Below are 25,619 nucleotides of genomic sequence, written 5' to 3' on the forward strand. Positions count from 1 at the left end.
CCTACTCAGTCCGAACGGAATGAGATGAGGAAGCAATTCTTTTTCATCTCTGAATGAACTGATCAATTTTCCGGGTCGCATCTGCGGCCCATCCTATCCTCTGGAGCATCAAGCATGACCGCAGCTACCCCCACCGTCTTCGAACACGCCCTCTATCGCAGCCTCGCCGGCAAGCGGGTCGTCATCACCGGCGGCGGCAGCGGCATCGGTGCGGCGCTGGTGGAAGCCTTCGTCGGGCAAGGGGCGCAGGTGTGCTTCCTCGATATCGCCACCGAACCCTCGGAGGCCCTGGTGGCCTCGCTCAAGGATGCCGCCGTGGCTCCGCGCTTCTTCCCCTGCAACCTGATGAACCTGGAAGCCCTGCGCGCCACCTTCACCGAGATCGAGACCGTCATGGGCGGCGTCGACATCCTCATCAACAACGCCGCCAATGATGACCGCCACAAGAGCGAAGACGTCACCCCCGCCTACTGGGATGAACGCCTGGCCGTGAACCTGCGCCACCAGTTCTTCTGCGCCCAGGCGGTGCTGCCGGGCATGCGGGAACGCAAGGGCGGCGTGATCCTCAATTTCGGTTCGATCTCATGGCACCTGGGCCTGCCCGACCTGACGCTGTACATGACCGCCAAGGCCGGCATCGAAGGCATGACCCACGGCATGGCGCGCGACTTCGGCCGCGATGGCGTGCGCGTCAATGCCATCATCCCGGGGGCCATCCGCACCCCGCGCCAGACGCTGCTCTGGCACACCCCTGAAGAAGAGGCGAAAATCCTGGCTGCGCAATGCCTGCCGGTCCGTGTCGATCCGCATGATGTCGCGGCGCTCGCGCTGTTCCTGTCCTCCGACAGCGGTGCCAAGTGCACCGGCCGCGAGTACTACGTCGATGCCGGCTGGCTGGGCGCGTAACTTATCCACACGCCTTTCGGCCCAGAGGAATCCATGAACAAGCCACACGCCACACCCCGTCGCTTCCGCTCCCAGGATTGGTTCGACAATCCCGATCACATCGACATGACTGCGCTCTACCTGGAGCGCTTCATGAACTACGGCATCACCGCCGAAGAATTGCGCTCGGGCCGTCCCATCATCGGCATCGCCCAGAGCGGCAGCGACATCAGCCCCTGCAACCGCATCCACCTGGAGCTGGCCAAGCGGGTGCGCGATGGCATCCGCGATGCGGGCGGCATTCCCATGGAATTCCCGCTGCATCCGATCTTCGAGAACTGCCGCCGTCCGACCGCCGCCATCGACCGCAACCTGGCCTACCTGGGCCTGGTGGAAATCCTGCATGGCTACCCCATCGATGCCGTGGTGCTCACCACCGGCTGCGACAAGACCACGCCCTCGCAGATCATGGCGGCAGCCACCGTCGATATCCCGGCCATCGTGCTCTCCGGCGGCCCCATGCTGGACGGCTGGATGGATGGCGAACTGGTGGGCTCCGGATCGGCCATCTGGAAGGGCCGCAAGCTGCTCTCGGCAGGCGCCATCGACAACGAGAAATTCCTGGAGATCGCCGCCGCATCGGCCCCCTCCTCCGGCCACTGCAACACCATGGGCACCGCCTCCACCATGAACGCCATGGCCGAGGCGCTGGGCATGTCGCTCACCGGCTGCTCGGCCATCCCCGCCCCCTATCGCGAACGCGGCCAGATGGCCTATGAAACCGGTCGCCGCATCGTCGGTATGGCCTATGAAGACCTCCGTCCCTCAGCGATCCTGACGCGCGAGGCCTTCCTCGATGCCATCGTGGTCAATGCCGCCATCGGCGGCTCCACCAATGCCCAGCCGCACATCATGGCCATGGCGCGCCATGCGGGCGTGGAGCTGCATTCGGAAGACTGGATGAAGTATGGTTACGACGTGCCGCTGCTGCTGAACATGCAGCCCGCCGGCAAGTACCTGGGTGAACGATTCCACCGCGCCGGCGGCGTGCCGGCCATCATGTGGGAACTGCAGCAGGCCGGCAAGCTGCGCGCCGAGCGCATCACCGCCACCGGCAAGACCATGGCCGAGAATCTGCAGGGCCGTGCATCGAACGACCGGGAAATGATTTACGCATTTTCCGCCCCGCTGCGCGAACGCGCCGGTTTCCTGGTATTGAAGGGCAACCTGTTCGACTTCGCCATCATGAAGACCAGCGTCATTTCGGAGACCTTCCGCGAGCGTTATCTGAGCACGCCCGGCCAGGAAAACATCTTCGAATGCCGCGCCGTGGTCTTCGACGGCTCGGACGACTACCACGCCCGCATCAACGACCCCGCACTGCAGATCGACGAAAACACCCTGCTGGCCATTCGCGGCGCCGGTCCGGTCGGCTGGCCCGGTTCGGCCGAGGTGGTCAACATGCAGCCGCCCGATGCGCTCATCAAGCGCGGCGTCTCGACCCTGCCCACGCTGGGCGATGGCCGCCAGTCCGGCACTTCCGACAGTCCCTCCATCCTCAACGCCTCGCCCGAGAGCGCGGTTGGTGGCGGCCTGGCCTATCTGCGCGATGGCGACCGCGTGCGCATCGATCTCAACACCGGCGAGTGCAACATGCTCATCAGCGAGGAAGAACTGGCGCGCCGCAAGAGCGAAGGCATTCCGCCGGTGCCGCCCAGCCAGACACCCTGGCAGGAAATCTATCGCAGCACGGTCGGCCAACTGGAGACCGGTGCCTGCATGGAGCTGGCCCTGAAGTATCAGGGCGTGGCGCAGACCCTGCCACGGCACAATCACTGACATGCTGACCCTGCATCGTGAATTGCGCATGCCACCGGCCCCGGTGAGAAGGATCAAGGGGCCGATGCGCATCGACGCGCACCAGCACTTCTGGCGCTACCGTTCCGAGGATTATCCGTGGATCGGTACCGGCATGGACCTGCTGGCGCAAGACCGCCTGCCCTATCAGTTCCAGCCCCTGCTGGACGCCCAGGGCCTGCATGCGTCGATCACGGTGCAAGCCCGTCCGGGCCACGAGGAGACCGGTTTCCTGCTGGAGATGGCGCGGCGCGATGCGCGCATCGCCGGCGTGATCGCCTGGGATGACATCGCCTCGCCGCAACTGGCCGAACGCATGGAGCAATGGGGCCGCCCCAAGATGCTGGGGCTGCGCCATCCGATGCAGGACGAGGATGATGCCGCGCAAGCGCTGGTACAACCGCAGTTCAATCACGGCGTGCGCTGGCTGCAGGAGCGCGACTACGTGCTGGAAGTGCTCACCCATGAACGCCACCTGCCGCAGCTGCGCCAGCTCTGCGCCTTGCATGACCAGCACTGGGTGGTCCTGAATCACCTTGGCAAGCCGGCCCTGAAGGAATTCCGCAAGGGCCGCGCCGCCTATGAGCGCTGGCGCCAGCAGTTGCGCGAACTGGCCGCCATGCCGCACGTGGCCTGCAAGATCTCGGGCCTCTTGACCGAAGCCGACTGGCTGCGCGGACTCTGCACGCGCGACTTCGATCACATCGTGCAGTGTCTCGATACGGCGCTGGATCTGTTCGGTCCGCAGCGCCTCATGTTCGGCTCCGACTGGCCCGTCTGCCTGCTGGCCGCCTCCTATGCAAGGGTGGTGGCGGTGGTGCGGGAATGGGCCGCGCGCCGTCTTTCTGCAGCGGACCAGGACGCCCTGTGGGGCGAATCCTCGGCCCGGATTTATGGCCTGATGCCATAAGGTTTTCCCCGGCTGCCTTTTCATTGCCAAGCGGTTTTCACGGTGCGATATTGCGCCAGGGAACGCTTTGTCATGACAAGGTACGGGGAGACAAAAAATCAAACGCCTCAAACGCAACATGACCCTGCTGGTCGGCTCGCTGACACTGATGGCAGGGGTCATCACCAGTGTGGTGCTCTACCAGAGCTACAAGCAGGTAGAACACATTTCGGTCAATCACACCCTCAACGTGGCGCGTATCGCACAGCGTTCGATCTCGCGCAACATGGAGCTGCTCTCGCTGGCGCTGGACAGCCTGGCGTGGCGCTATCGCCATACGCAACTGCATCGCATGCCGGCCCAGCAACAACTGGAATTTCTGCTTGGCGAAAAGATCGAGGCCGGCTACATCGCGGCCCAGGGCATCATCGACGCCGATGGTGAACGCGTGGTCGGATCACCCGTGCTGGACGAGATCATGCCGGGCAATTTTGCCGGCCGCGATTTCTTCGACGGGCCACGACGGGACGCGCGCGCCACCCTCTTCATTTCGTCCCCGCAAGCGGTACGGCTGGAACGGCGCGCCCAGGTGATCGTGCTGTCCAAGCGGCTGGTCCATGTCGACGGCAGTTTTGGCGGGGTGGTCTTCATGGTGCTCTACCTGGATTATTTCCGGCAGCTGTTCGAGGCCATGTCATTGGAAAAGAATGCGGTCATGTCGCTCTACTCGGTGGAGGGCGTGGCCTACATGCGCCTGCCTTATGACGAGGCCTTCATCGGCTCCCGGGTGGAAAATGCCCCGCAGCTGCAAAAGCTGCTGGCGTCCAGCGCCCCCGCTGAAGGCAGCTATTTCACGCGCTCGCAGCAGGATGGGGTGCAGCGCCTCTACACCTACGTGCGCGTGCCACAGACGCGCTGGGTGGTCTTCATCGGCCACACCAAGGCGGCGCTGTTCCGTGAATGGATGCGCATGTTCTATGCCGTGGTCTTCCTGATGGCGCTCTTCAGCACGGCGGCCTTCTACCTCATCAGCCGCGTGCGCGAGGAATTGTTCCGCCGCAGCAAGCTGGACCAGCAACTGGAGGAGCAGGCCCGCACCGACAAGCTGACCACGCTGCTGAACCGCCGCGCCCTGGACGAAGTCCTGCAGGAGGCCTGGCACAAATGCCAGCGCAATGACTCGGCACGCTTTGCGGTGCTGTTTGCGGATGTGGATTTTTTCAAGCTCTACAACGATACCTACGGCCACAAGGCGGGCGACTATGCTTTGGTGGCCGTGGCCCGGTGCATCAAGGGCGCGGTTTCCCGCCATTGCGACCGTGCCGGTCGCTACGGGGGTGAAGAATTCGTGGTGCTGCTCGATGAGGCCGATGCCGAGGGTGCCATGCACGTGGGCAAGCTGATATTGGCAGCGCTGCAGGCCCAGAAGATCCCGCATGAACGCAGCCCGTTCGGCCGCCTCACCATCAGCGTCGGCGTGGCCTGCCTGGAGCGGGGCGTGCATCGCAGTATCGACGAAATCGTCAAGGCCGCCGATGAAGCGCTCTATCAGGCCAAGCGCGAGGGCCGCAACCGGGTGCGGCTGTACCAGGCCACCGCCAAGGTGGCCCCGCCTGAATGGCAGCTCAGTTCAGCGAACAGTTGAGCCACTTGGCGATGCGCACCCCATCCAGCCGCGAGCCATCGGCAGTGCCGCTGCCCAGCATGGTGACGATCACCGGACGGCGGTCATGCACCAGCAGGCGCAGCACCATGTTGTGGCCGGACTCGTTGATGAAGCCGGTCTTCTGCACGGTGGCATTGACCTGGCCGTAGCGGATCAGGCGATTGGAATTGATGTACTGCAGCTGGCCACGGCCGATGTTGATGATCTTCTGCTTGTCCAGCGAATCATTGCGGATGAGCTGGTAGCGGTTGGCCGCCTTGACCAGTTCGGCCAGCTCGCGCGGGGTCGAAACATTCTCGGGCGACAGGCCGGTACCGTTCTCGAAATGGGTATGCGGCATGCCCAGTGCCTGGGCGCGTGCATTCATGGCGGCGATGAAGGCCGGACGGCCGCCCGGATAGTCGCGGCTCATGGCCGCGGCAGCGCGGTTCTCGGAAGACATCAGGGCGATGTGCAGCATGTCGGCACGCGACAGGCTGGCCCCGACGTTCAGGCGCGAATGCGTAAATTTGAGGTTGTCCAGGTCATCCTCGGTCACTTCCAGGCGATTGGCCATGGGCAGCGACTTCTGGTCCAGCCAGACGATGGCCGTCATCAGCTTGGTCACCGAGGCGATGGGGGCGACCGTATCGGCGTTGCGCTCGAAGAGCGGCGTATTGGTCTCTTCATCGAGCACGTACACCCCGCGCGAGAAGATGTGGCGGCGCGAGGCTTCGGTGAAACCGCAGCGCGGCAGCAGCTCGGGCTTGGTGTTGGTGGTGATGGCCGTTGCCGGGGTGGCCGGACTCGCCACGGCGGCGGTGGCCGCGGTCGCTCCGACCGCAGCAGCCGCCGCAGCCGCACGGCCACGACGGCGGCCACGCGCCGGGGTGCGCGCCTTGGCAGGCAGGGCGGCCTTCTTGCGTACGCTGCGATTGCGGCCCTTGGCACCGCTGCTGGCGGCCCGGTGCTTGCCGGCCGTGGAACCGGCGGCCTGGGCCTCGCTGAGCTTGCCCGAGAGCGCCGTCAGTGCCAGCAGCAAGACGCTGCACATCAGGAGACGGACCACCATGCCGGCCCGGCGCAGGCCAGGCAGGATCAGCAGGGAAAAGCGTAAATCATTACCGGAACGGGACTGCTGCGTGCGAAACATCGTCGAAAACCTTGTCGGTGCGATCATCCAAGACCGGCCATGATACGGAAACTTGGCTTTCAATGCAGCAACCTTCACTGCCGTACAGCCGCAAGTGAATAAGATGACAAGGCGACAAGTCCCGGGGAGGCCGCCGCCGCGAGACATAATTTGCTTCCCTGGCTGCAACCGGGCGGCGCATAATCTGTCCATTCCCGGCCGGGGCAGGCTGCTTCCGGCGCACTCCGTCTGACTGAATCAACGATTTTCTTCATGTCCAATCTCATCGTACACGGTGGCCGCCCGCTGCGCGGCGACATCACCCCCTCCGCCAACAAGAATGCCGTCCTCCCCATCCTCTGCGCCACCCTGCTGACCGACCAGCCTCTGCGGCTGATCGGCATCCCCGAGATCACCGATGTCAAGAAGATCCTGGAGATCTTCCGCGTGCTGGGCAGCGAGGTGAAGGTGGACTATGCCAGCGGCGTGCTGGAACTGCATCACCGCGATACGCACTTCGATCCCAAAGTGCACCACCTGCCGGAGGAGATGCGTTCCTCCATCATGCTGGTACCGCCGCTGCTGGCGCGCTTCGGCGTGGCGCGGCTGGAGAACGACGTCAAGGGCTGCACGCTCGGCGTGCGCGAGATCGATCCGCACGTTGAAGTCTTCCAGCGCTTCGGGGCGCGGGTGGAAAGCAGCCCGGATTCGCTGATCATCCGCACCGGCGGCCGCATGCAGGCCAATCATCACTGGCTGGACTATGCCTCGGTCACGACGACCGAAAACTTCGTGCTGTGCGCCGCTGCCGCCGAGGGCGAATCGGTGCTCACCAATGCCGCCTCGGAACCGCACGTGCAGGAATTCTGCCGCTTCATGGTGATGATGGGCGTGCAGATCGACGGCCTCGGCACCTCGCGCGTGACGGTGCGCGGCGGCCAGCAGCTGGGCGGCGGTGAATTCCGCTTCGACGAGGATTTCCACGAGATCGCCACCTTCCTCGCCATGGGCGCCATCACCGGGGGCCAGGTCCGCGTGCGCAACAGCGCACCGGAACAGTTCCCGCTGATCGACCGCACCTTCGCCAAATTCGGCGTCGAAGTGGTGCATGAGAACGGCTGGTCGCACACGCGCCAGAACGGGCCGCTGAAGGTGGTCAAACCCTTCACCAGCAACATCCTCACCAAGGTGGAAGCCGCCCCTTGGCCCTATCTGCCGGTGGACCTGCTGCCCATCTTCATCGCCCTGGGTGTCAAGGCCGAGGGCAACACCATGTTCTGGAACAAGATCTACGACGGTGCCATGGGCTGGAGCAGCGAACTGTCCAAGTTCGGTGCCCACGTGTTCCTGGGTGATCCGCATCGCCTGATCACCTTCGGCGGCCTGCCGCTGTCGCCGGCTTCGGTGGAAAGCCCCTACATCATCCGCGTGGCCATCGCGCTGTTCATGGTCGCCGCCAGCATCGAGGGCCGCTCCGAGATCCGCAATGCGCTGCCGATCCGGCGCGCCCATCCCAAATTCGTGGAGAACCTGCGTTCGCTGGGAGCAGTCGTCGATTGGGTCGAGGAAGACTGATCTCCACGGTTCGACCTTGCAGGGGAAGCGCCCGGCGCAAGCTTCCCCTGCCACCCTCCGATTTCCATTCCGCGATGTGCCCTTCGCACCCGCCGCTTCCTCCCTCCTTTCCCCTGCGATTGCGGCTGTCCTCCCGGGCGCTGTGCATTGTCCTCAGGGCCAGTTTTCTTCTTCCTTTCACAGTTTGTGTTGGCTGCCGCCAGTCCTGCGCCGGCACACTTTTGAAATTGCCCAAAACACCTGCTTGTTGATCAAATAAATCGAATTATTTCGACAGCCCTGCGCCGACCCGGCACGGATAATTTCCGGCGTTAATCTACGCCGTGGCGGAAGTACTGGTCATGCATGGCGGATGCGGTCGAGCCACCCGAACACAAGACAAGGCCGACCGGCCCCGGCAGGAATCGCTTCAGCTCCCTCCACCGAGACAGGCTTCGCCCCACTGATCCGAACGCAGACGCTTGCGCCGGCCAGTCCTGTCTCCTCCGCAATGATCGCCATGCCTGCCGGGTCGGCAGTGCCGTGGCCTCTGTCGTCCTGCGGCTGGCGTAGTCGTGATCAACATGCATGCCGGATGACGCGATCGGGTATGCCTTCAACGATAAAGCAGCCACCATGAGCATTACCGTACTGAACCTGACCGAAGCCAGCGCCCTGCTGCGCACCATCAACAAGCGCGACATCAAGGATGTGCGCGCCATCGATCTCGACCTGGCCCTGGTGCTGGAGAGCGGCCACAAGATCATCATCAGCCGCGGTGCCGTGGCGGCGGTGAATTCACCGCAACTGATGCTGGAGTTCGCCGACGGCGATGTCGCCCTGGGTGACGTGTTCGAGAAGCTCAACCACATCGAGGTCCCGGCCGATGCTGCCGTGACCGTCACCTCCAAGGAGATCACGCGCTATGGCATCAAGCGTGTGGTCAAACCCAAGGTCGCCAGGAACAAGCAGGATCAGGAAGCGGACAAGGACAAGACCGACGAGGAAACCGCGGCCTCCCCCGACACCGAGGAGGCGCGCCCCGCCGAAGCGCTGGCCGGCAACGACGGATCCGGCGGCAGTCGCAGCGGGGACTCGGGCGGTAGCGACATCACTGCGAGCAAGTTCACCAGCGGCAAGGGGAGCAGCTCTTCGCTGGCGATACAGGATGTGGCCGATGCCCCGGCCGATATCGGCAGCAGCAAGGGCGGCATCTCCTGGCCGGTAATTGCCGGCGGCCTGGGCCTGCTGGCAGCGGCAGGGGGTGGCGGTGGAGGCGGCGGTGGCGGCGGTGCTGCCGCGTCCGGTGCTGGTAGCGGCAGTGGCGCTGGCACCTTCCCGGCCGTGCTGACCAAGAGCGAGGAGGCCATCCCGACGCTGCCTGCCGGTTTCACTGCGGCCACGCTGCTCGCTGCGATTCGCGGCATTTCCGCCGAATGGGGTGGCAAGGGCGTCACCGGCGACGGCAACACCAGCATCGGCAGCCTCAAGAGCTACCAGATGTTCGACAAGCTGGGGACCGGCACCACCTCCTTCAGCCTGCTGCAGCAGGGCAGCAGCCTCGATACGCTGGGGGCGTGGCTGAGCCTGGGCCTGAAGCCTGCCGCCACGGCCGGGCTCAACAACGTGGCGCTGGAGATGCTGGGCGGCTTCAAGCGCAACGGCGTGGACCAGTACAAGGTCAGCCCCGATCTGGAAACCGGCCTCAGTGATGTCGGCCTGGCCAACATCGGCTTGCTGTACCAGTTGAGTGTGGCCAATACCAGCAGCCGGCCGGTGATCCGCGTCAAGTACGACGGTGCCTACTCCATCGTGGGCAACGTGATCGAGCTGTATGAAGGCGACCGGCTGGTGGGCAGCAAGACATTGGTCGCCAGCGATCTCGGGGCAGGACCGAAGGAAGTGGACGTCGCCGTCTTCCAGAGCCTGTCGGCCGGCAGGCATGATCTGGAGGTCCGCTATACCGATACAGGCGGCAACTCCGTCAGCAGCAACCTGAGCGTGAACGTGGCAGCCGGTGGCGCACCGGTGACCTTGTCGGACCTGGGCGTGCGCGGCAACAAGCAGTCTGCCTCTGAAGCACAGTCGCTGGGCCAGTCCGGCGCCTCCTATGCCGTCATCAGCGATGCGGACACCAGCTTTGCCTCCGGGCATGGCAACCAGGGCCCGGTGTTCGTCGGCACAGTCGGCGGCGGCAGCGCATCGGACCGCTATCTGGTCACCATCCAGATGGGCGGCAAGGTCGTGGCCTTCGAGGATGTGGGTGCAGGCAGCTTCGCCATCGGCATCCCGGCCGGCGTGCTGCCACCGGGCTACTACCAGGACCTGAGCATCAGCGCCACCGTGCTCACTCCCGGCGCGCGCCTGGGCCAGACCACCAGCATGCAGGGCCTCAAGCTGGGCTGGTACTGGGCCGCGCAGGCGGGCACCTCGATCGTCGGCGGCAATGGCAATGACGAGCTGGTCTTGGGTGCTGCTGCCGATCCCGAGATCGTCGGGGGCATCCGTGTGCAAACCGGTGCAGGTGACGACAGGATCACCGTGGGCAGCTTCGGCAAGACGAGTGCCCTGAAGGCTACCGTTACCGACTTCACGGTCGGTATGGACCGGGTGAAGGTCTCTGGCCAAATCGTGAACCCGGACTTCGTGAAGAACTACGTCACGGCCTCTGATCTCAACGGCAGCACACAGTTGCAGATCGACCTGGACGGCGCGGGCGCGGGCAAGCTGTATTACCACCTGACCCTGCAGGGAGTGCAGTACAACCCGTCCACCATCGGTAGCATCTTCGGCGTGTAAACGGCAGGTCTCACCAGCCAATGCACAAGGGCGGCCAATTGGCCGCCCTTGTGCTTTACTGCCTTTGCCTTTGCTGCATTGATGGCTGCGTTCAGAACAGCAGGATCAGCAGCAGGATGATGGGAATCGGAATCCCCAAGAGCCAGAGCAGAATGGCACCCATGTCAGTCTCCTATGAAGGTTGGTGTTCAGGTTCGGCGAAACGTGGCGCGGCAGGGCGCTGTTCAACGCAACTCGGGTTCGCCGACGCGATGGTCATGAAGTTCATGACGCAACACCGGTTCGCCGTAGAGTTCGTTGCGATCACGCAGGCGGCCGCCGTAGGTGGCCAGCAGGCTGGCGACGAAGGCACCGCACAGCAGGGCCAGGAACATCCACAGCGAGGCATAGGCAGCAGCCTTGCGGGCGGCATCAGCGGCTTCCTTGGCCTTGGTGGCAGCCTGGTCCAGATTGCGCTGGTAAGCGGCAAAGGTATCGGCCACGCGCTTCTCGGCATCGGCTTGCGACAGGCCGGTATGGCGTGCCACCAGTTGGCCCAGGTAGCGCTTGTCGTTGTCGGCCAGTTGCTGGTTGGCCAGCGAATAACCGAAGACGCGGACCACTTCCATGCGCTGGGCCGAAGTCAGTTCACGGCCATCGGCGGGAGTCGGTGCAGCCAGCGGAGCGGCGGGAGCAGCGTTGGCGGCATCGCTGCCGGCGGCCGGAGTCACCGGTGCGGCAGGGGCTGCGCTGGTGTTGGCGGTGCCATTGGCGGTGCCGCTACGGAACATGGAATCGATGAAATAACCCGAGGCACGGTCAGCCAGATTGCCCGCCTGTTGCGCACCGTCCGGGCCCATGGCCGCCGCGGTCGCGGCAGCGCCGGTACCGAGTACGCCACCGGCGGCACCCAGGGTCTTGGCCCCGCCCGAGATCACGCTGCCCACGGCCGAGCCCAGCAGGGCGGCGGTGGCCAGCGAAGCCACGGCCCAGGCCAGCAGGCCATGTGCGGTATCGCGGAAATAGACTTCACGGGTATGCAGGCCAGCCCACTTCACGCGCAGGCGGCCGGCCAGGAAGCCACCGATGGCCGAGGCCGCGATCTGGGTGAACAGCAGCCAGCCGGCCGTGGAATAGCCGATGGCCTTGGCCGAGACGCCCTCTCCGGACCACGGCGAGATCGACGAGAAGCCGAGCCCGAAGCCCAGCATCACCAGGATGAAGGACAAGGCCGCCGCCGCAAAAGCGCCCGCCAGGATGGCACCCCACGAGACGCCGGAGCCGTTGTTGTTGACGGCCTCGACGCTGGCCGGTGGAAGGGGATGGATGGTTGAGGTGGTCATGAGTCTCCTCGCGATTCTTGATGGATTGATCTCTGCGACTGGCGCAGGGCTGGGGGGCATTGCCACGAAGAGACTGTAGGCGCGCGCTGGCGCGCGCGCCATCGGCGGAGTTCGGCAGGTGGCGTAGGAGAGCAGGGAAGCGCGAAGTCGGCGTACAGGAAAACGTGCAGAATTCCGTACAAAATTCCGTGCCGAATTCACTCCAGGAATCAGTACGGAAAAACGCACGGAAAAACGTACAGAAAGAGCGGCAGAACAATGCTCAGTACGCTGTACAGAAAACTGCACAGCAGCGCTGCACCGAGTCTTATAGAATGAGCGCCTCACACACCGGCATCCTGCCCTGTCGCCCCAACCTGCTACGGATTCCCATGGCCAACACGCACAGCACTCCGATCACGCATTTCCTGTTCGACCTCGACGGTACCCTCATGGACAGCGACGCCCTGCACCACGCTGCCTTCAACACCATCCTGTCGCGCTGGGGCCGCTCGGTGGATGTGGACTACTACAAGACCCACATCATGGGGGCGTCCAACGCCATGATCTTCGATCACCTGTTTCCCGGCATGCCGGCCTCGGAATACCAGCCGCTGGCCGAAGAGAAGGAACAGCTGTTCCGCTCGCAGCTGGACCAGCAGGTCGCGCCCACGCCCGGCATCGAACGCCTGCTCGACCATATCGCCCGCATCGGCGGACGCACGGCAGTGGTGACCAATGCACCGCGCGCCAATGCCGAGCTGATGTTGAAGGCCACCGGCCTGGCCGGCCGCTTCGATACGCTGGTGATTGGCGATGAGCTGGAACGCGCCAAACCCGATCCCCTGCCCTACCTGACCGCCCTGCAACTGCTGGGCGGCACACCGGACCAGGCGGTAGCCTTCGAGGATTCGAGTTCGGGCGTGAAAGCCGCCAGCAGCGCCCAGGTCTGGACCTTCGGCATGCTGGGTGGACTGGATGAAGCGCGCCTGCGGGCTGCCGGTGCCCACGCCGTGATCCGCGATTTCAACGGTCAGGCGCTGTGGGACAAGATCGGCGGATAAGTCCGCGCCTTCATTGCGAGCGGGCCGCCTCGAAGTGATGGTCCGGCAGGAACCACAGCAGGGCCAGCAGCACGTAGATGGCGGTCGCGCCCAGCGGGGTGGCCAGTGACAGCGGAATGGCCACCGCATAGAGCAGGATGGAGAGCGCATTCTTGCGCCCGTGCCCCAGCATGGCCGCCAGCGAAGGATGCGCCGCTTCACTGTGGCGCAGCGCGCGTTTCAACAGCAGGAAAGAGACCGAACACATCAGCAGCACCACGCCATAGCAGGCCACGGGTGCGCTCTGCCGATGATGGTTGGCCATCCACGAGGTGACGAAGGGCAGCAGCGACAGCCAGAACAGCAGGTGCAGGTTGGCCCACAGCACGCGCCGGTCGACCTGCGTGGCCAGCTGCAGCAGGTGATGATGGTTGACCCAGTAGATGCCGATGTAGACGAAGCTCAATACATAGCTCAGCAGCGGCGGCATGAGCGGGGCGAGGTCGGCCAGACCGGCGCCCTGCGGTGTCTGCAAGCCCAGCACCATGATGGTGATGGCAATGGCGATGACGCCATCGCTGAAGGCTTCCAGCCGCGACTTGTTCACGGCGTGGCCGCCTTGGCCGGCAGCGGCTGGCGAAATTCCCACACCACCATCGCCACCAGGATCAGCACCGGCACGATCAGCCCGGCAAAGCCGATGGCGTGATAGGCGAAGGCGGCGGCGATGGCACCCGCGCCGAACGACAGCACCGGCCACACGAACTTGATGCAGCGCTCGGTGGTACCGGCATCGGCCGCGCCGCGCAGCATGTCCACCACGTCGATCACCACTTGCGTGACGTTGCCCGTCATCAGCGAGGTCGGTGCCAGATGCGCCAGCAGCAGGCGGCTGATGGCGCTATGCACGCCCATCGATGCCGTGCCCAGCAGCCCGGACGCCATCACCCAGCCCGCCGTGGGCGACTGCACCGGAGCGGCGGCGATGCCGCAGAGCATGAATCCGGTCAGCAACAGCAACTGCAGCAGCAGTGACCAGCCCAGGGCGCGGCCATCGCGGCGCTGGATGGCGGCGATGAACAGGCGTGCCACGGCCACGCCGAGGATGAAGGCCGGGAAGGCCAGGAATTTCAGCAGGATGGACATCTGCGAGGTATCCGCCAGGGCCGCGCCGATGAGGATGAAGTTGCCCGTCACGTGCGCCGTGAACAGGCCGAACAGCGCGATGAAGCCCAGCGTATCGACATAGGCGGCGAGGAAGGCCAGTCCCGAGGACTGGAGGCGGTTGCGTTGTGCGGCATTCATGAGGTCTCTCGCTTCCGGAGGGCGGGGGGCAGGCCGCACACCTTAGCACCGCTGCTGCCGTCCGCCCATTATCCCTGTGGATAAGACAAGTCCGGCGAAGCCGCGCCAAACCCTTGCCGATCCGGCAACGATATGCCCTTGATGGATGCAACAAAGGCATTTTCTACAAAAAACAGCACATTTGTACAATCCAAGCCGGGCCTGAATGCTGATGATGCGAAGGACTGCACGGCAAGGCCTGCGACGCCCGAAGAGGGGCGTTGCGAAGGCGTGCCGGTGCAAGGATTTTCGCAACCCGGCAAGACGGATTCATTATGGAAAGTACCGTATACGTCGTCGATGACGATGGCATGGTCAGGACCGCCCTGTTGAGACTGCTGGCCTCGGCCGGCCTGAAGGCGCGCGGCTTTGCCTCAGCCGACGAGTTTCTGCGCGAGTCGCTGCCGGGCACGCCGTGCTGCCTGCTGCTGGACATGAAGATGCCCGGCTCGGATGGCTTCGAGGTGGTACGGCAGCTGGAACAGCGCGGCGATGCCATTCCGGTGATCTTCATTTCCGGCTACGGCACCATTCCCGTGACGGTGCAGGCGATGAAGGCGGGTGCCCATGAATTCCTTACCAAGCCGATCGAAGACGAGCGCCTGCTGGGCGCGGTGCAGGAGGCACTGGCCATTGCCGGGCGTGATCTGCATCAGCGTGTGGAGCAGGCCGCCAGCACTTCGCGGCTGGAAAAGCTGACCCCGCGTGAGCGGGAAGTGCTGGAACTGGCCATCGGCGGATTGCTCAACAAGCAGATCGCCACCGAGCTGGGCATCAGCGAAATCACCGTCAAGGTCCACAAGCGCCGCGTGATGGACAAGATGCAGACCAAGACCCTGGCCGATCTGGTGCGGGCGGCGGAGCGATTGCAGATTCATTCTGCGCGGCAGCGGTGAGGCTGCCGGCCAGCTGACGGTATCCGCACGAGACGGACCATCAATGACCACCGCAAGAGCGCCCATCGTCGTCGAAGGCCTTCGAAACTGATCCGCTTTTGCGGTATTCCTGAACACATCCCTTCTTCCCATCAGTAAGCTGTGCGGCTCTGACAGCAGCCCGGGCGGCCTCCATCGCTACCCGCACAACCACGATGGGCAATCTCAAGAACATCATTGGCACCGGCGGTGAATACCTGTGCGGTATTGAACTCATGCGTCCGGTCATTCCATCAAGCGTGCGCGCGCCATGAAGACCCCTTTCTTCGTGGGCATCGTCGATCGCAGCACCGCACGCCGGGAGCGGATCTATGTAAAGGGGATAGATGCACGCCAGTCGAAAGGGATCGCACGTCTTGCGCCACACCATGACCTTGCCGAAGACGCCGTCAAGATTGCCATCTACAACGAAGTTTGCCGCGTCTGGTCGCTGCGCAACAATCCGCCACTGACACAGCTCATCTGAGGAGCCGCCCATGCCACGTTCCCGTCGTCAAGAAATCGCACACCAATTTGCCGAGGGCCTGGTTGCGCAAATGTTGCAGCGATCCGGTAGTGAATTCTTTCACGTGACGCCTTCCCGCCCGGGCGAACACATCGGCCTTCTGGTGAGCCAGGGTGACGGCCTGTGCGGCATCGAAGTGCGGTATGCAGAGCGCAGCGAGGGTGTCGAGCAACTCTGGAACGAATGGAAAGACGCCGTTCGCGCATCCGGCAGGAAACGCCGCTCTGCGCTGGCAAGAACGATGAAGGCGATACGACGGGGGACGACGGCAAATCAAGCGGATCCTGATCTCCATCTGGTCGTGGTCACCGGCACGGGAGACAAAATATATACGGACCAGAGCATCGCGCCCTTGTTGACGCCGGATGACCGCACCCATATTTCCGTGCTGGGCGAGTAAGCCTGGCATGGCCTATCCCTGTCCCCTCACCCACCCCATCGGCCCCACCCCCATCACCTGCTTGAACACCCGGCTGAAGTGACTTTGGTCCGAGAACCCGCACTCCAGCGCAATGACCGACATGCTCTTGCCCTCCTCGCGCAGCAGCTGGCAAGCCAGGGCGATGCGCTGGCGCTGCAGCCAGGCGTGCGGCGGCAGACCAAAGCTGAGCTTGAAGGCGCGCGAGAAATGCGCGCGCGACAAGCCGCACTGCGCCGCCAGCTCGGCCAGCGTCAGGCGCTGTCCCAAATGCGCCAGCATGTAGTCCCGTACCCGCACCTGCTGCCATCCGGCCAGGCGGCCGCTGTTGCGCGCCAGCGGCTGGCCGCCATAGTGCCGGGCCAGATGCGTGTGCAGGGCCAGCGTCACGCTGTCCATGAACACCGTATCGCCATCATTGGCCGCCTCGCCCAGCATCGGCAACATCGCCTGCACCAGGTGCCAGATCACCGGGTCGCGCACCGCCTGGCGCTGCTGCAGCCCGCTGATGCGGCGTCCGCCCTCCTCGCTCCATTGCTCGATGGTGGCGCGCGGCAACTGCAGGCGTACGTTGTCGTAGTCCGACAGGTGCTGGCAGCGCCACTGCTCACGCAGGTCGGTGATGGCCATTTCGCCGCTGCGGTGGCCGCCCGCATGCACCAGCTGCTGGCCGCGCCACAGCTTGTGATGGCGGAAATCCTGCAATTGCACGATCACCGAAAAGGCATCCTCGCCCGGAATGTCGATCACCGGCACCGCCCCGGACGAGACGCCCGTGACCTGCGACTGCGCGGCGCGCGTCAGGCCCAGGCCGTCCTGCAGGCGGAGACGCTTGATGAAACGCCGGGGCAAGGGCTGGATCACGTGGAAAATCGATAAAAGTGAAAGAAAGAAAAACCACCCGCTCCAGTGGCGGCCAACAAGCCGACGCATCCGAAGCTGAGTGAAGGAAAACGCAAAAAAGGCAGAGCCGTCAAGCTCTGCCTTCCGCACCCTGCATCAAGAGGGAGCGCTCACATCGAGGTCCGCCCCGATTCAAACAGGAACCAGGCCCGCTGCTCGGCCTCGTCGATCCAGTTTTCCAGCAGACTGGCGGTAGCCACGTCGCCGTGCTCATCGCACAGCGCATGGGTGGCCATCATGAAACCGACCAGGCGCAGGTTGTCCTCCCGCAGTTCGGCCAGCATGTCGGAGGGCGTGACGAAGTCGGCATCGTTGTCGGCCAGCCGTTGCAGCTTGCCGATATGCCCGGTGGAACGCAAGGTGGTCGCACCGATCTTGCGTACCCGCTCGGCCACCGCATCGGTGATGGCGATGATCTGCCCGGACTGGTCATCCAACAGCAGGTGGTAATCGCGGAAATGCGGTCCCGACATGTGCCAGTGGAAATTCTTGGTCTTCAGGTACAGCGCGAAGATGTCCGCCAGCAGCATGGTGAGGGCGCCACCGATTTCCTGCGTGGCCAGCTCCGAGAGCGCGCCAGGTGTGGCCAGCGGCGCCAGGCGGCGCTTTTCCAGCGCTTGGCGTTGGGTTGCATCCAGGCTCATGGTGCTTACCCCTTCAGGAAGGCCAGCAGGTCTTCGTTGATCTGGTCCTTGTGGGTGGCGCACAGGGCGTGCGGTGCGCCGCCATAGATCTTCAGCTGCGCCCCCGGCACCATCTCGGCCACCAGCTTGCCGGTGGTCTGGAAGGGGACGACCTGGTCGTCATCACCGTGGATCACCAGGGTCGGGAAGTTGAATTTCTTGATGTCTTCACGGAAGTCGGTGCCGGAGAAGGCGCTCACGCAATCCAGCGTTCCCTTCAGCGAGGCCAGCATGGCGATGTTGAAGGTCTGCGAGAGTACGCCGGCGCTGACCGCATCGGCCTTGCCCGGACGGTTGGTGCCGAAGAAGACGGCGGCGAAGTCGCTGATGAATTGCGCGCGATCCTTGAGCAGACCTTCCTTGATGCCGGCAAAGACCTCGGCCGGCACGCCCTGCGGGAAGTCCGGCGCCTGGCCGAAGATCGGCGTCACCGCACCCAGCAGCGCCGCCTTGGCCACGCGCTTGCTGCCGTGGCGGCCGATGTAGCGGGCCACGTCGCCGCCGCCCATGGAGAAGCCGACCAGGGTTGCGCCCTGCAGGTCCAGCTTGTCCATCAGCTCGGCCAGGTCATCGGCGAAGGTGTCGTAGTCATAACCGCTCCAGGGTTGGCTGGAACGGCCGAAGCCACGGCGGTCATAGGCGATGACGCGGTAGCCGCGCTCGGCCAGGAAGTTCATCTGGTATTCCCACATGTCGCCGTCCAGCGGCCAGCCGTGGCCGAAGACGACCGGTTGGCCGCTGCCCCAGTCCTTGTAATAGATTTCAGTGCCGTCGCGGGTAGTGATGGTGCTCATGGTGTGACTCCTTGTGAGATGGTGTGGAGAGGCCGTGCAGGGAACAGCAACCGCCCTGCGCATGGCAGAGCGGCCTGACAACGTTGAATCTGCCAATGAAGCTGGAAGAGAGACCGCCGTGAATCGACTTGATTCCTACGGCTGAGCTGCGGCCTGGCCCAGCCGCCACTGGCCCGGACCGCACAGCGCGATGGCCGTGAAGATCACCAGCAGCAGCCAGCCGAACTGCCCTTCCGCGATGCTCCAGCCGGGATGCACCGCCAGCATGGCCACCAGCAGCACGCCGATGATGGGCAGGCAGGCCAGGCGGGTGAACAGGCCAAGCGCGATCAACACCGGGCATAGCGCTTCAGCCAGGATGGCGGACCAGAGCGATACCGTCGGGCCGAGGCCGAAGGGATCCTCGATGACGGTCAGCTCATGCGCGTAATGCATGAGCTTGGGCAAACCATGCACGTAGAACAGCATGAAGCTGGCGGCCACGCGCAGGAACAGCAAACCCAGATCCAGGGGCGGGACCGACCAACCGGTCCGGCGAGCGGAATGATTCGCTTGCATGATCGGCCCCGCTCAGAACGCGAAGCAGCTGCAACCCAACGCGCCCCAGAAACCGGCGAAGTGGGAGACCGGAACGGTCGACTTGCGCGCCACATCATGCGCGTGTCCATGCACCCCGCAGGAACCCGCGCAGGCATGCGGCAGCGCGGTCTTCTTCCGGCGTGCGGCATCGCTGCTGGCGACGGCGCGATAGTGTCCCGGCACCTTGGCCACCGGCGACCACTCGGGCAGCACCGGGATCTCGCCCGGACCGTGCGCGGAGAACGGACCGGTGCCATAGACCACCTTGCCATCCACCACGGTCATGACCGATTCGATGGACTTGATGTCGTCTTCATGCACGCTGAAGAAATCCGCCGACAGCACGGCGAGGTCGGCCAGCTGGCCGGCCTGGATGCGACCCTTCTTGGCCTGCTCGCTGGAGAACCAGGCGCTGCCTGCGGTCCACAGTTCCAGTGCAGTTTCGCGAGGTAACCTGCCAGTTGACCGGTACAGTTGCGTGCCGCCAACAGTACGGCCGGAGACCAACCAGTACAGTGCAGTCCAGGGGTTGTAGCTGGCCACGCGGGTGGCGTCGGTACCTGCACCGACCGGCACGCCCATCTCCAGCATCTTGGCCACGGGTGGCGTGTGCTCGGCGGCATCGCTGCCGTAGCGGTCGATGAAGTATTCGCCCTGGAAGGCCATGCGATGCTGGATGGCAATGCCGCCGCCCAGCGCCTTGACGCGCTCGATGTTGCGCTCGGTGATGGTCTCGGCGTGGTCGAACATCCAGTGCAGGCCGTCGAAGGGGATATCGCGGTTGACCTTCTCGAACACGTCCAGCATGCGCGAGATCGATTCGTCATAGGTGGCATGCAGGCGGAACGGCCAGCGGTTGGACACGAGGTGGCGCACCACCCGTTCCAGCTCCTCTTCCATGCCGTCGGCGAGGTCGGGACGCGGTTCGAGGAAATCCTCGAAGTCGGCCGCCGAGAACACCAGCATTTCACCGGCGCCGTTATGGCGCAGGAAGTCGTCCCCGTCACCTGGCTTGACCATACCGGTCCACTTCTGGAAATCGGCCAGTTCACTTCCCTTGCTCTGGGTGAACAGATTGTAGGCAATGCGGATGGTCAGTTGGCCGTCGGCTGCGAGCTTGTTGATGATCTGGTAGTCGTCCGGGTAGTTCTGGAAACCGCCGCCGGCATCGATGGCGCTGGTCACGCCCAGGCGGTTCAGCTCGCGCATGAACTGGCGGGTCGAATTGACCTGGTATTCCTGCGGCAGGGTCGGTCCCTTGGCCAGGGTGGCATACAGGATCATGGCATTGGGACGAGCGATCAGCATGCCGGTCGGATTGCCCGAGGCATCGCGCACGATCTCGCCGCCCGGCGGATTGGGCGTGTCCTTGGTGTAGCCCACCGCTTGCAGCGCGGCGCGATTGAGCAGCGCGCGGTCATACAGGTGCAGCACGAAGACCGGGGTATCGGGTGCGGCCGCGTTCAACTCTTCCAGCGTGGGCATGCGCTTCTCGGCGAACTGGAATTCGGTCCAGCCACCGACCACGCGCACCCATTGCGGATGCGGCGTGCGCGCCGCCTGGTCCTTCAACATGCGCAGTGCATCGGCCAGCGACGGCACGCCTTCCCAGCGCAGTTCCAGGTTGTAGTTCAGGCCGCCACGGATGAGGTGCAGGTGCGAGTCGTTCAGGCCGGGGATGACGGTGCGGCCGCCCAGGTCGATGACCTGGGTGCTCGCCTGCTTGAGACGCATCACGTCGGCGGCGCTGCCGACTTCGATGAATTTTCCGCCGCCGATGGCAACGGCTTCGGCGATGGGGTTTTGCTTGTCGACGGTGTGGATCTTGCCGTTCAACAAAATCAGGTCAGGGGTGACGCTGGCTGCGATGGTCATGGAGGCTCCGGGCATGGGCTGCAACGATGAAGAGGGCGGATTGCGCAGGGTGTGGCGTCGCTGGCGGCGAATCGTCCATCTCATGCGCTTGTGTTGGTGCTTTTGTTGGTGATGGCAGTGTGCAAAAACGCACTGCCAGCGTCTAGCTATACGAACAGATAATGGCAGCGCCCTGCCCGCTTGCCTATGATCGCCTCCGGCAGCCTCACTCCCCTGCCACGCCGCTGCGCACCGCCTCTCCCCGGCCAAGGCAGCGGCTGCCGTCTCCCTGCTCACTCCACCTACGGAACCATCATGACCACCAACACCAAACTCGACGTCCTGACCCCGACCAACTGCCAGCTCATCATCATCGACCACCAGCCGCAGATGGCCTTCGGCGTGCAGTCGATGGACCGCCAGGCACTGAAGAACAACGTCGTCGCCCTGGCCAAGTCGGCCAAGGTCTTCAACATCCCTACCGTCATCACCACCGTGGAAACCCAGGGCTTCTCCGGCTACACCTATCCGGAACTGCTGTCGGTCTTCCCCGAGCACGACATCCTGGAACGTACCTCCATGAACTCCTGGGATGACCAGAAGGTGCGCGACGCCCTCAAAGCCAACGGCAAGAAGAAGGTGGTCGTGGCCGGCCTGTGGACCGAAGTCTGCAACAACAGCTTCGCCCTGTGTGCCATGGCCGAAGGCGACTACGAGATCTACATGGTGGCCGACGCCTCCGGCGGCACCTCCAAGGAAGCCCACGACTACGCCATGCAGCGCATGATCCAGGCCGGCGTCATCCCCGTGACCTGGCAGCAGGTGATGCTGGAATGGCAGCGCGACTGGGCCCGCAAGGAAACCTACAACGCCGTCATGGACATCGTGCGCGAACACTCGGGGGCCTACGGCATGGGCGTGGACTATGCCTACACCATGGTGCACAAGGCCGAGCAGCGCCCGCACGGCAACCAGAAGATCCTGGCACCGGTGCCGGCCAGGTAAGCCAGTCCGGTCACCGACGCCGCCGCGCTCCTGCCCTGCATCGGCGGGGCGCGGCGGCGTCCCATCTTCACGAGGAGCCGGGCCATGTCCGCTTATCTGATTTCCCTGGGGGCCGGCATCCTGATCGGTGTCGTCTATGCGCTCTTCAAGGTGCGCTCACCGGCACCACCGGGCATTGCCCTCATCGGCCTCTTGGGCATGGTGCTGGCCGAGCGCCTGGTCAACGGCCTGGGGCCCCTGCTGGGCCACTGATCCCGGAGTACGCATGAAACCTTACCTGATCTCCCTCCTGATGGGCCTGCTGGCCGGCCTGATCTACGCGGCCCTGCACGTGCAGTCACCGGCACCGCCCATCATCGCCCTGCTCGGCTTGCTGGGCATGCTCATCGGCGAACAGCTGGTGCCCATCGTGCGCCGCAAGCTGGCCGGCGAGCCGCTGAGCGCAGCGTGGTTTCACCGCGAATGCATGCTCAAGATCACCGGCACACCGCCGCCGGACGCCAAGTGAGCCACCGGGCAGACGATGATGAGCGAAGGGGAGACAACGCCACCATCACACCGCCCCATCGCGGTGATCGATGACGATCTCGGGGTCCGCGCGGCCCTGTGCAACTTGCTGGATTCCGCCGGGCATCGCCATTGCAGTTTCGATGGCGGCGAGGATTTCCTCACCAGCAGTTGCCTGCCGGTAGCCGCCTGCGCCATAGTGGACCTGAACCTGCCGGGAATGAGCGGCTTCGAACTGGCCGAGCAACTGCGCAGCCTGCGGCCGGACCTGCCGGTGCTGTTCATCTCGGCGCAGGTCACGCCGCTGCAGCGCCAGCGCGCCACGGCCATGGGCATGGCGCTGCTGGTCAAACCGGTCGACGCCGATACCCTGCTGGTGCTGCTGACGTCCACCCTGCTCTACGGCCCGCCCTGAACCGCACGCGTCGGCAATGCGGCACAATGCGGCCTTGACCTCATCATCCTTGCCTGGAGATCCCCTTGCCGTCCGACCCGCGCCCTGCCGACGACGATGCCCTGCTGCACGCCCTGCGCGAATTGTCGGCGCTGCTCGACCCGGTCCTGCTCAAGCCGGCACTCACCCGCGCGCTCTGCCATCTGGCCGGTGCACGGCGCTGCCTGCTGGTGCGACATGAGGCCGGCCTGACGCTGATCGAGTCCGAGGCCCTGCGCGATGGCATGGGCGTCTGCAACAGCCAGGATCACTGCATCGCCGGGCCGGACGATCTGCACACGGCCACGCTCACCCTGCGCCTGAGCCATCGTGGCCAGGCGCGTGGCGAACTGCTGCTGTATTACGACGCGCCACCCGCTGCGGCCATGACGCGCTGCGCCCATCACCTCGCCGCCCACGCCGCCGTGGCTCTGGCCAATGCCGCCGACCATGCGCAGGCCTTGCTGGAAAAGGAACAACTGCTGTGCGCCGAACGCGAACTGCGCACCAGCCAGGAACTGCTCAAGCAGGGCGAACGCTTCAACCACGCCGGCAGCATGCGCTACCTGGTGCGCGAAGACCTGATGTTCTGCTCCGATGAACTGTGCCGCATCTACGGCCTGCCGGCGGGCCGCAACTGCATCACCTATGACGAGTTCGCGTCCATCATGCATCCCGATGACCGGCAGGAAGTGATCGAGACCGTCAATGCGGCCGTCGCCATGGGCGGCACCATCCGCGTGGAGCACCGCATCTGCCGCCAGGACACGGGCGAGGTGCGCTATCTCTCCGGCATCGGCAAGCCGGTATGGGTGGATGGCACCTTCACCGAATACGTGGGGACGGCCACCGACATCACCGTGCGGCGGCAGGCGGAATACGCCATCCGCGCGGCCCAGGTGGACATGGAGCGCGTCTCGCGCGCCAACACCGTGGGCCAGCTGACCGCGTCCATCGCCCATGAAATCAACCAGCCGCTGATGTCCATCGTCTCCAACGCCGGGGCCAGCCTGCGCTGGCTGAACCGGCCCGTGCCGGAACTGGAACATGCGCGCGCCGGCCTGCGCGACATCATCAGCGAAGGCCAGCGCGCCGGCGGCATCATCAGCAGCCTGCAGAACCTGACCCGCAATCGCGCGCCGCAATTCGAGCGCCTCGACCTGGCTGCGCTGATCCGGCATACGCTGACCCTGTCACGCAGCGAGCTGGATCAACGCGAAGTGCATCTTTCGCTGTCCCTGCCGCCTGCCGAGGTCCATGTACTGGGGGATACGGTGCAGTTGCAGCAGGTGCTGCTGAACCTGGTGGTCAATGCCATCGATGCCATGGCAGCGGTGCCGGAAAATGCACGCACGCTCAACATCGGCGTGAGCTGCTGCAATGAACAGCGCGTGAAGGTAGAGATACAGGATAGCGGCGAGGGCATCGTGGCCGACGCCATGCCGCACATCTTCGATGCCTTCTATACCACCAAGGAAACCGGCATGGGCATGGGGCTGGCGATCTGCCGTTCCATCATCGAGACCCATCGCGGCCGCCTGCGCGTGGAGGCGGCGCAGCCGCAAGGGACGGTGTTCAGCTTCGACCTGCCACGCGTGCCGTGAGCCCCGCGTCCCTCAGCCCAGCCGGCGACGCCATGCGCCCGGACTGCTGCCCACGATCTGCGAGAACACGCGGCTGAAATGGCTCTGGTCGTAGAAGTCGCAGGCCACTGCGATCTCGGCCAGCGACAACCCGCTGTGGCGCAGATATTCGCGCGCCATGTCGACCCGCTGCAGCAGCAGCCACTGGTGCGGCGTGTGGCCGGTACTGGCCTTGAAGGCGCGCAGGAAGTAGCTGGCCGACATGTTGCATTCGCGCGCGATCTCGGGAATGGAGACTTGGTCGCGGTTTTTCTGCAGCAGCATCTGCTTGGCCCGCTCCTCGTGCAGGCGCGACAGCCGCACATGGCGCGGCGCAGGCAGGCTGGCCCCGCCATAGCGTTGCAGCAGATGGGTGCCCATGGCCAGGCCGAGCTGGTCGACGAACAGGTGATTGTCGGCATCGGGCTGGGCCAGTGCCGGGCCCAGTGCGGCGGCCAGATGGGCCAGCACCGGATCATCGTGGCCGGTCACGGTGGCCAGTCCGCTGGCCTTGCGTCCGCGCAGATCCTCGTTGACCGTGGCGAACCATGACAGCGGCAACTCCACCAGCAGGAAGTCGAAGGGCGTCTGCAAGTCGGCCCGGTAGTCTTCGGAAAAATCGCGGATGTAGACGGCACCGCGTCCGAACTCGAACTGCGCGCCCTGGCGGCCGCGGAAGATGCTGCGGCGGTGCTGCGACGCCATCGAGATGCCGACCAGGAAACCGCGATCGGAGGCCGGCGTGTAGACCTGCGACACCTCACGGCCTTCAACCCGCTTGCGATAGAAGCTGAACTGACTGCCCTGCAGCTCCTGGCTCTGCTTCAGCGCAGTGGACGAACAGCCGAGAGAGTCGCTGCGTGCGGGGGCGGTGGCAAGCGGGACCTGGGCAGTCATGGGCGACCTCGTGGGAATCGGAAAGACGAGAGGGA

The 25,619-nt window shown here is 64.6% G+C and carries 25 protein-coding genes; 15 read left to right on the forward strand and 10 right to left on the reverse strand.

Annotated elements, in window-relative coordinates:
• The first annotated feature begins 114 nt into the window (after positions 1-114).
• The 4 genes from xylB to ACWFUC_RS03170 all read left to right on the forward strand — a co-directional run bounded on the left by xylB (position 115) and on the right by ACWFUC_RS03170 (position 5,276).
• Positions 115-906 carry a D-xylose 1-dehydrogenase gene (xylB, locus tag ACWFUC_RS03155; protein WP_034330287.1) on the forward strand — a complete coding sequence of 264 codons (792 nt, stop codon included), beginning with the start codon at positions 115-117 and terminating at the stop codon, positions 904-906.
• Positions 907-939: 33 nt separating this feature from the next.
• Positions 940-2,724: an IlvD/Edd family dehydratase gene (locus ACWFUC_RS03160; RefSeq protein WP_252696641.1), complete on the forward strand. Its 1,785-nt coding sequence runs from the start codon at positions 940-942 to the stop codon at positions 2,722-2,724.
• A 1-nt stretch (position 2,725) separates the two neighbouring features.
• Positions 2,726-3,652 carry an L-fucono-1,5-lactonase gene (locus tag ACWFUC_RS03165; protein WP_489624080.1) on the forward strand — a complete coding sequence of 309 codons (927 nt, stop codon included), beginning with the start codon at positions 2,726-2,728 and terminating at the stop codon, positions 3,650-3,652.
• 118 nt (positions 3,653-3,770) lie between these two features.
• A complete protein-coding gene (locus ACWFUC_RS03170; protein WP_489624081.1) occupies positions 3,771-5,276 on the forward strand; it encodes a sensor domain-containing diguanylate cyclase in 1,506 nt (501 codons plus the stop codon).
• On the opposite strand, the gene ACWFUC_RS03175 is transcribed toward ACWFUC_RS03170, so the two are convergent.
• Positions 5,257-6,429, reverse strand: coding sequence for a serine hydrolase (locus tag ACWFUC_RS03175; RefSeq protein ID WP_489624082.1), 1,173 nt, complete (start codon positions 6,427-6,429; stop codon positions 5,257-5,259). The genes ACWFUC_RS03170 and ACWFUC_RS03175 overlap by 20 nt on opposite strands.
• 252 nt (positions 6,430-6,681) lie before the next feature.
• On the opposite strand from ACWFUC_RS03175, the gene ACWFUC_RS03180 reads away from it, so the two are divergent.
• Positions 6,682-7,983 (forward strand): UDP-N-acetylglucosamine 1-carboxyvinyltransferase, encoded by a 1,302-nt coding sequence (locus tag ACWFUC_RS03180; protein ID WP_034331843.1) that lies wholly within the window; start codon positions 6,682-6,684, stop codon positions 7,981-7,983.
• A 615-nt stretch (positions 7,984-8,598) separates the two neighbouring features.
• Positions 8,599-10,761, forward strand: a complete 2,163-nt coding sequence (locus ACWFUC_RS03185; RefSeq protein ID WP_489637440.1) for a hypothetical protein — start codon at positions 8,599-8,601, stop codon at positions 10,759-10,761.
• A 224-nt stretch (positions 10,762-10,985) separates the two neighbouring features.
• Here the strand turns inward: ACWFUC_RS03185 and ACWFUC_RS03190 are convergent, their stop codons facing one another.
• Positions 10,986-12,083, reverse strand: a complete 1,098-nt coding sequence (locus ACWFUC_RS03190) for a hypothetical protein (RefSeq protein ID WP_489624084.1) — start codon at positions 12,081-12,083, stop codon at positions 10,986-10,988.
• A 371-nt stretch (positions 12,084-12,454) separates the two neighbouring features.
• Between ACWFUC_RS03190 and ACWFUC_RS03195 the strand changes: the two genes are divergently transcribed.
• Positions 12,455-13,126: an HAD family hydrolase gene (locus tag ACWFUC_RS03195; RefSeq protein ID WP_134224220.1), complete on the forward strand. Its 672-nt coding sequence runs from the start codon at positions 12,455-12,457 to the stop codon at positions 13,124-13,126.
• Between the two features lie 10 nt (positions 13,127-13,136).
• Here the strand turns inward: ACWFUC_RS03195 and ACWFUC_RS03200 are convergent, their stop codons facing one another.
• Positions 13,137-13,712, reverse strand: coding sequence for a TMEM175 family protein (locus ACWFUC_RS03200; RefSeq protein WP_489624085.1), 576 nt, complete (start codon positions 13,710-13,712; stop codon positions 13,137-13,139).
• Positions 13,709-14,410, reverse strand: a complete 702-nt coding sequence (locus ACWFUC_RS03205) for a YoaK family protein (RefSeq protein WP_489624086.1) — start codon at positions 14,408-14,410, stop codon at positions 13,709-13,711. The genes ACWFUC_RS03200 and ACWFUC_RS03205 overlap by 4 nt, the downstream gene beginning before the upstream one ends.
• 314 nt (positions 14,411-14,724) lie before the next feature.
• Here ACWFUC_RS03205 and ACWFUC_RS03210 point away from each other — a divergent pair, with 314 nt between their 5' ends.
• The 3 genes from ACWFUC_RS03210 (at position 14,725) to ACWFUC_RS03220 (ending at position 16,289) form a co-directional block, all read left to right on the forward strand.
• The gene (locus ACWFUC_RS03210; RefSeq protein WP_121041011.1) at positions 14,725-15,345 is read left to right on the forward strand and encodes a response regulator transcription factor; all 621 of its coding nucleotides are present in this window, start codon (positions 14,725-14,727) and stop codon (positions 15,343-15,345) included.
• 289 nt (positions 15,346-15,634) lie between these two features.
• On the forward strand, positions 15,635-15,850 hold the full coding sequence (locus ACWFUC_RS03215; RefSeq protein ID WP_252696649.1) for a hypothetical protein: 216 nt from the start codon (positions 15,635-15,637) through the stop codon (positions 15,848-15,850).
• A 10-nt stretch (positions 15,851-15,860) separates the two neighbouring features.
• Positions 15,861-16,289 (forward strand): hypothetical protein, encoded by a 429-nt coding sequence (locus tag ACWFUC_RS03220; protein WP_489624087.1) that lies wholly within the window; start codon positions 15,861-15,863, stop codon positions 16,287-16,289.
• Positions 16,290-16,301: 12 nt separating this feature from the next.
• Here the strand turns inward: ACWFUC_RS03220 and ACWFUC_RS03225 are convergent, their stop codons facing one another.
• The 5 genes from ACWFUC_RS03225 to ACWFUC_RS03245 form a co-directional block, all read right to left on the reverse strand.
• Positions 16,302-17,171, reverse strand: coding sequence for a helix-turn-helix domain-containing protein (locus ACWFUC_RS03225; RefSeq protein ID WP_489624088.1), 870 nt, complete (start codon positions 17,169-17,171; stop codon positions 16,302-16,304).
• Positions 17,172-17,320: 149 nt separating this feature from the next.
• On the reverse strand, positions 17,321-17,854 hold the full coding sequence (locus ACWFUC_RS03230) for a Dps family protein (RefSeq protein ID WP_489624089.1): 534 nt from the start codon (positions 17,852-17,854) through the stop codon (positions 17,321-17,323).
• 5 nt (positions 17,855-17,859) lie between these two features.
• Positions 17,860-18,687: an alpha/beta fold hydrolase gene (locus tag ACWFUC_RS03235; RefSeq protein ID WP_039783148.1), complete on the reverse strand. Its 828-nt coding sequence runs from the start codon at positions 18,685-18,687 to the stop codon at positions 17,860-17,862.
• Between the two features lie 135 nt (positions 18,688-18,822).
• Positions 18,823-19,245, reverse strand: a complete 423-nt coding sequence (locus ACWFUC_RS03240) for a DoxX family protein (protein ID WP_489637441.1) — start codon at positions 19,243-19,245, stop codon at positions 18,823-18,825.
• 12 nt (positions 19,246-19,257) lie between these two features.
• On the reverse strand, positions 19,258-21,141 hold the full coding sequence (locus tag ACWFUC_RS03245; protein WP_489624091.1) for an amidohydrolase: 1,884 nt from the start codon (positions 21,139-21,141) through the stop codon (positions 19,258-19,260).
• A gap of 294 nt (positions 21,142-21,435) precedes the next feature.
• Between ACWFUC_RS03245 and ACWFUC_RS03250 the strand changes: the two genes are divergently transcribed.
• From ACWFUC_RS03250 to ACWFUC_RS03270, 5 genes are all read left to right on the forward strand, one after another.
• A complete protein-coding gene (locus ACWFUC_RS03250) occupies positions 21,436-22,125 on the forward strand; it encodes a hydrolase (protein ID WP_489624092.1) in 690 nt (229 codons plus the stop codon).
• 84 nt (positions 22,126-22,209) lie between these two features.
• On the forward strand, positions 22,210-22,377 hold the full coding sequence (locus tag ACWFUC_RS03255; protein WP_083859654.1) for a DUF1427 family protein: 168 nt from the start codon (positions 22,210-22,212) through the stop codon (positions 22,375-22,377).
• Between the two features lie 13 nt (positions 22,378-22,390).
• Complete coding sequence (locus ACWFUC_RS03260; RefSeq protein WP_489624093.1) at positions 22,391-22,633, forward strand: DUF1427 family protein; 243 nt, start codon at positions 22,391-22,393, stop codon at positions 22,631-22,633.
• A 15-nt stretch (positions 22,634-22,648) separates the two neighbouring features.
• Positions 22,649-23,047 carry a response regulator transcription factor gene (locus ACWFUC_RS03265; RefSeq protein WP_489624094.1) on the forward strand — a complete coding sequence of 133 codons (399 nt, stop codon included), beginning with the start codon at positions 22,649-22,651 and terminating at the stop codon, positions 23,045-23,047.
• A 65-nt stretch (positions 23,048-23,112) separates the two neighbouring features.
• A complete protein-coding gene (locus tag ACWFUC_RS03270) occupies positions 23,113-24,669 on the forward strand; it encodes a sensor histidine kinase (RefSeq protein ID WP_489624095.1) in 1,557 nt (518 codons plus the stop codon).
• 12 nt (positions 24,670-24,681) lie between these two features.
• Here the strand turns inward: ACWFUC_RS03270 and ACWFUC_RS03275 are convergent, their stop codons facing one another.
• Complete coding sequence (locus tag ACWFUC_RS03275) at positions 24,682-25,584, reverse strand: helix-turn-helix domain-containing protein (RefSeq protein ID WP_489624096.1); 903 nt, start codon at positions 25,582-25,584, stop codon at positions 24,682-24,684.
• Between the last annotated feature and the right edge of the window lie 35 nt (positions 25,585-25,619).

The sequence above is a fragment of the Herbaspirillum sp. Her4 genome (assembly GCF_057961335.1).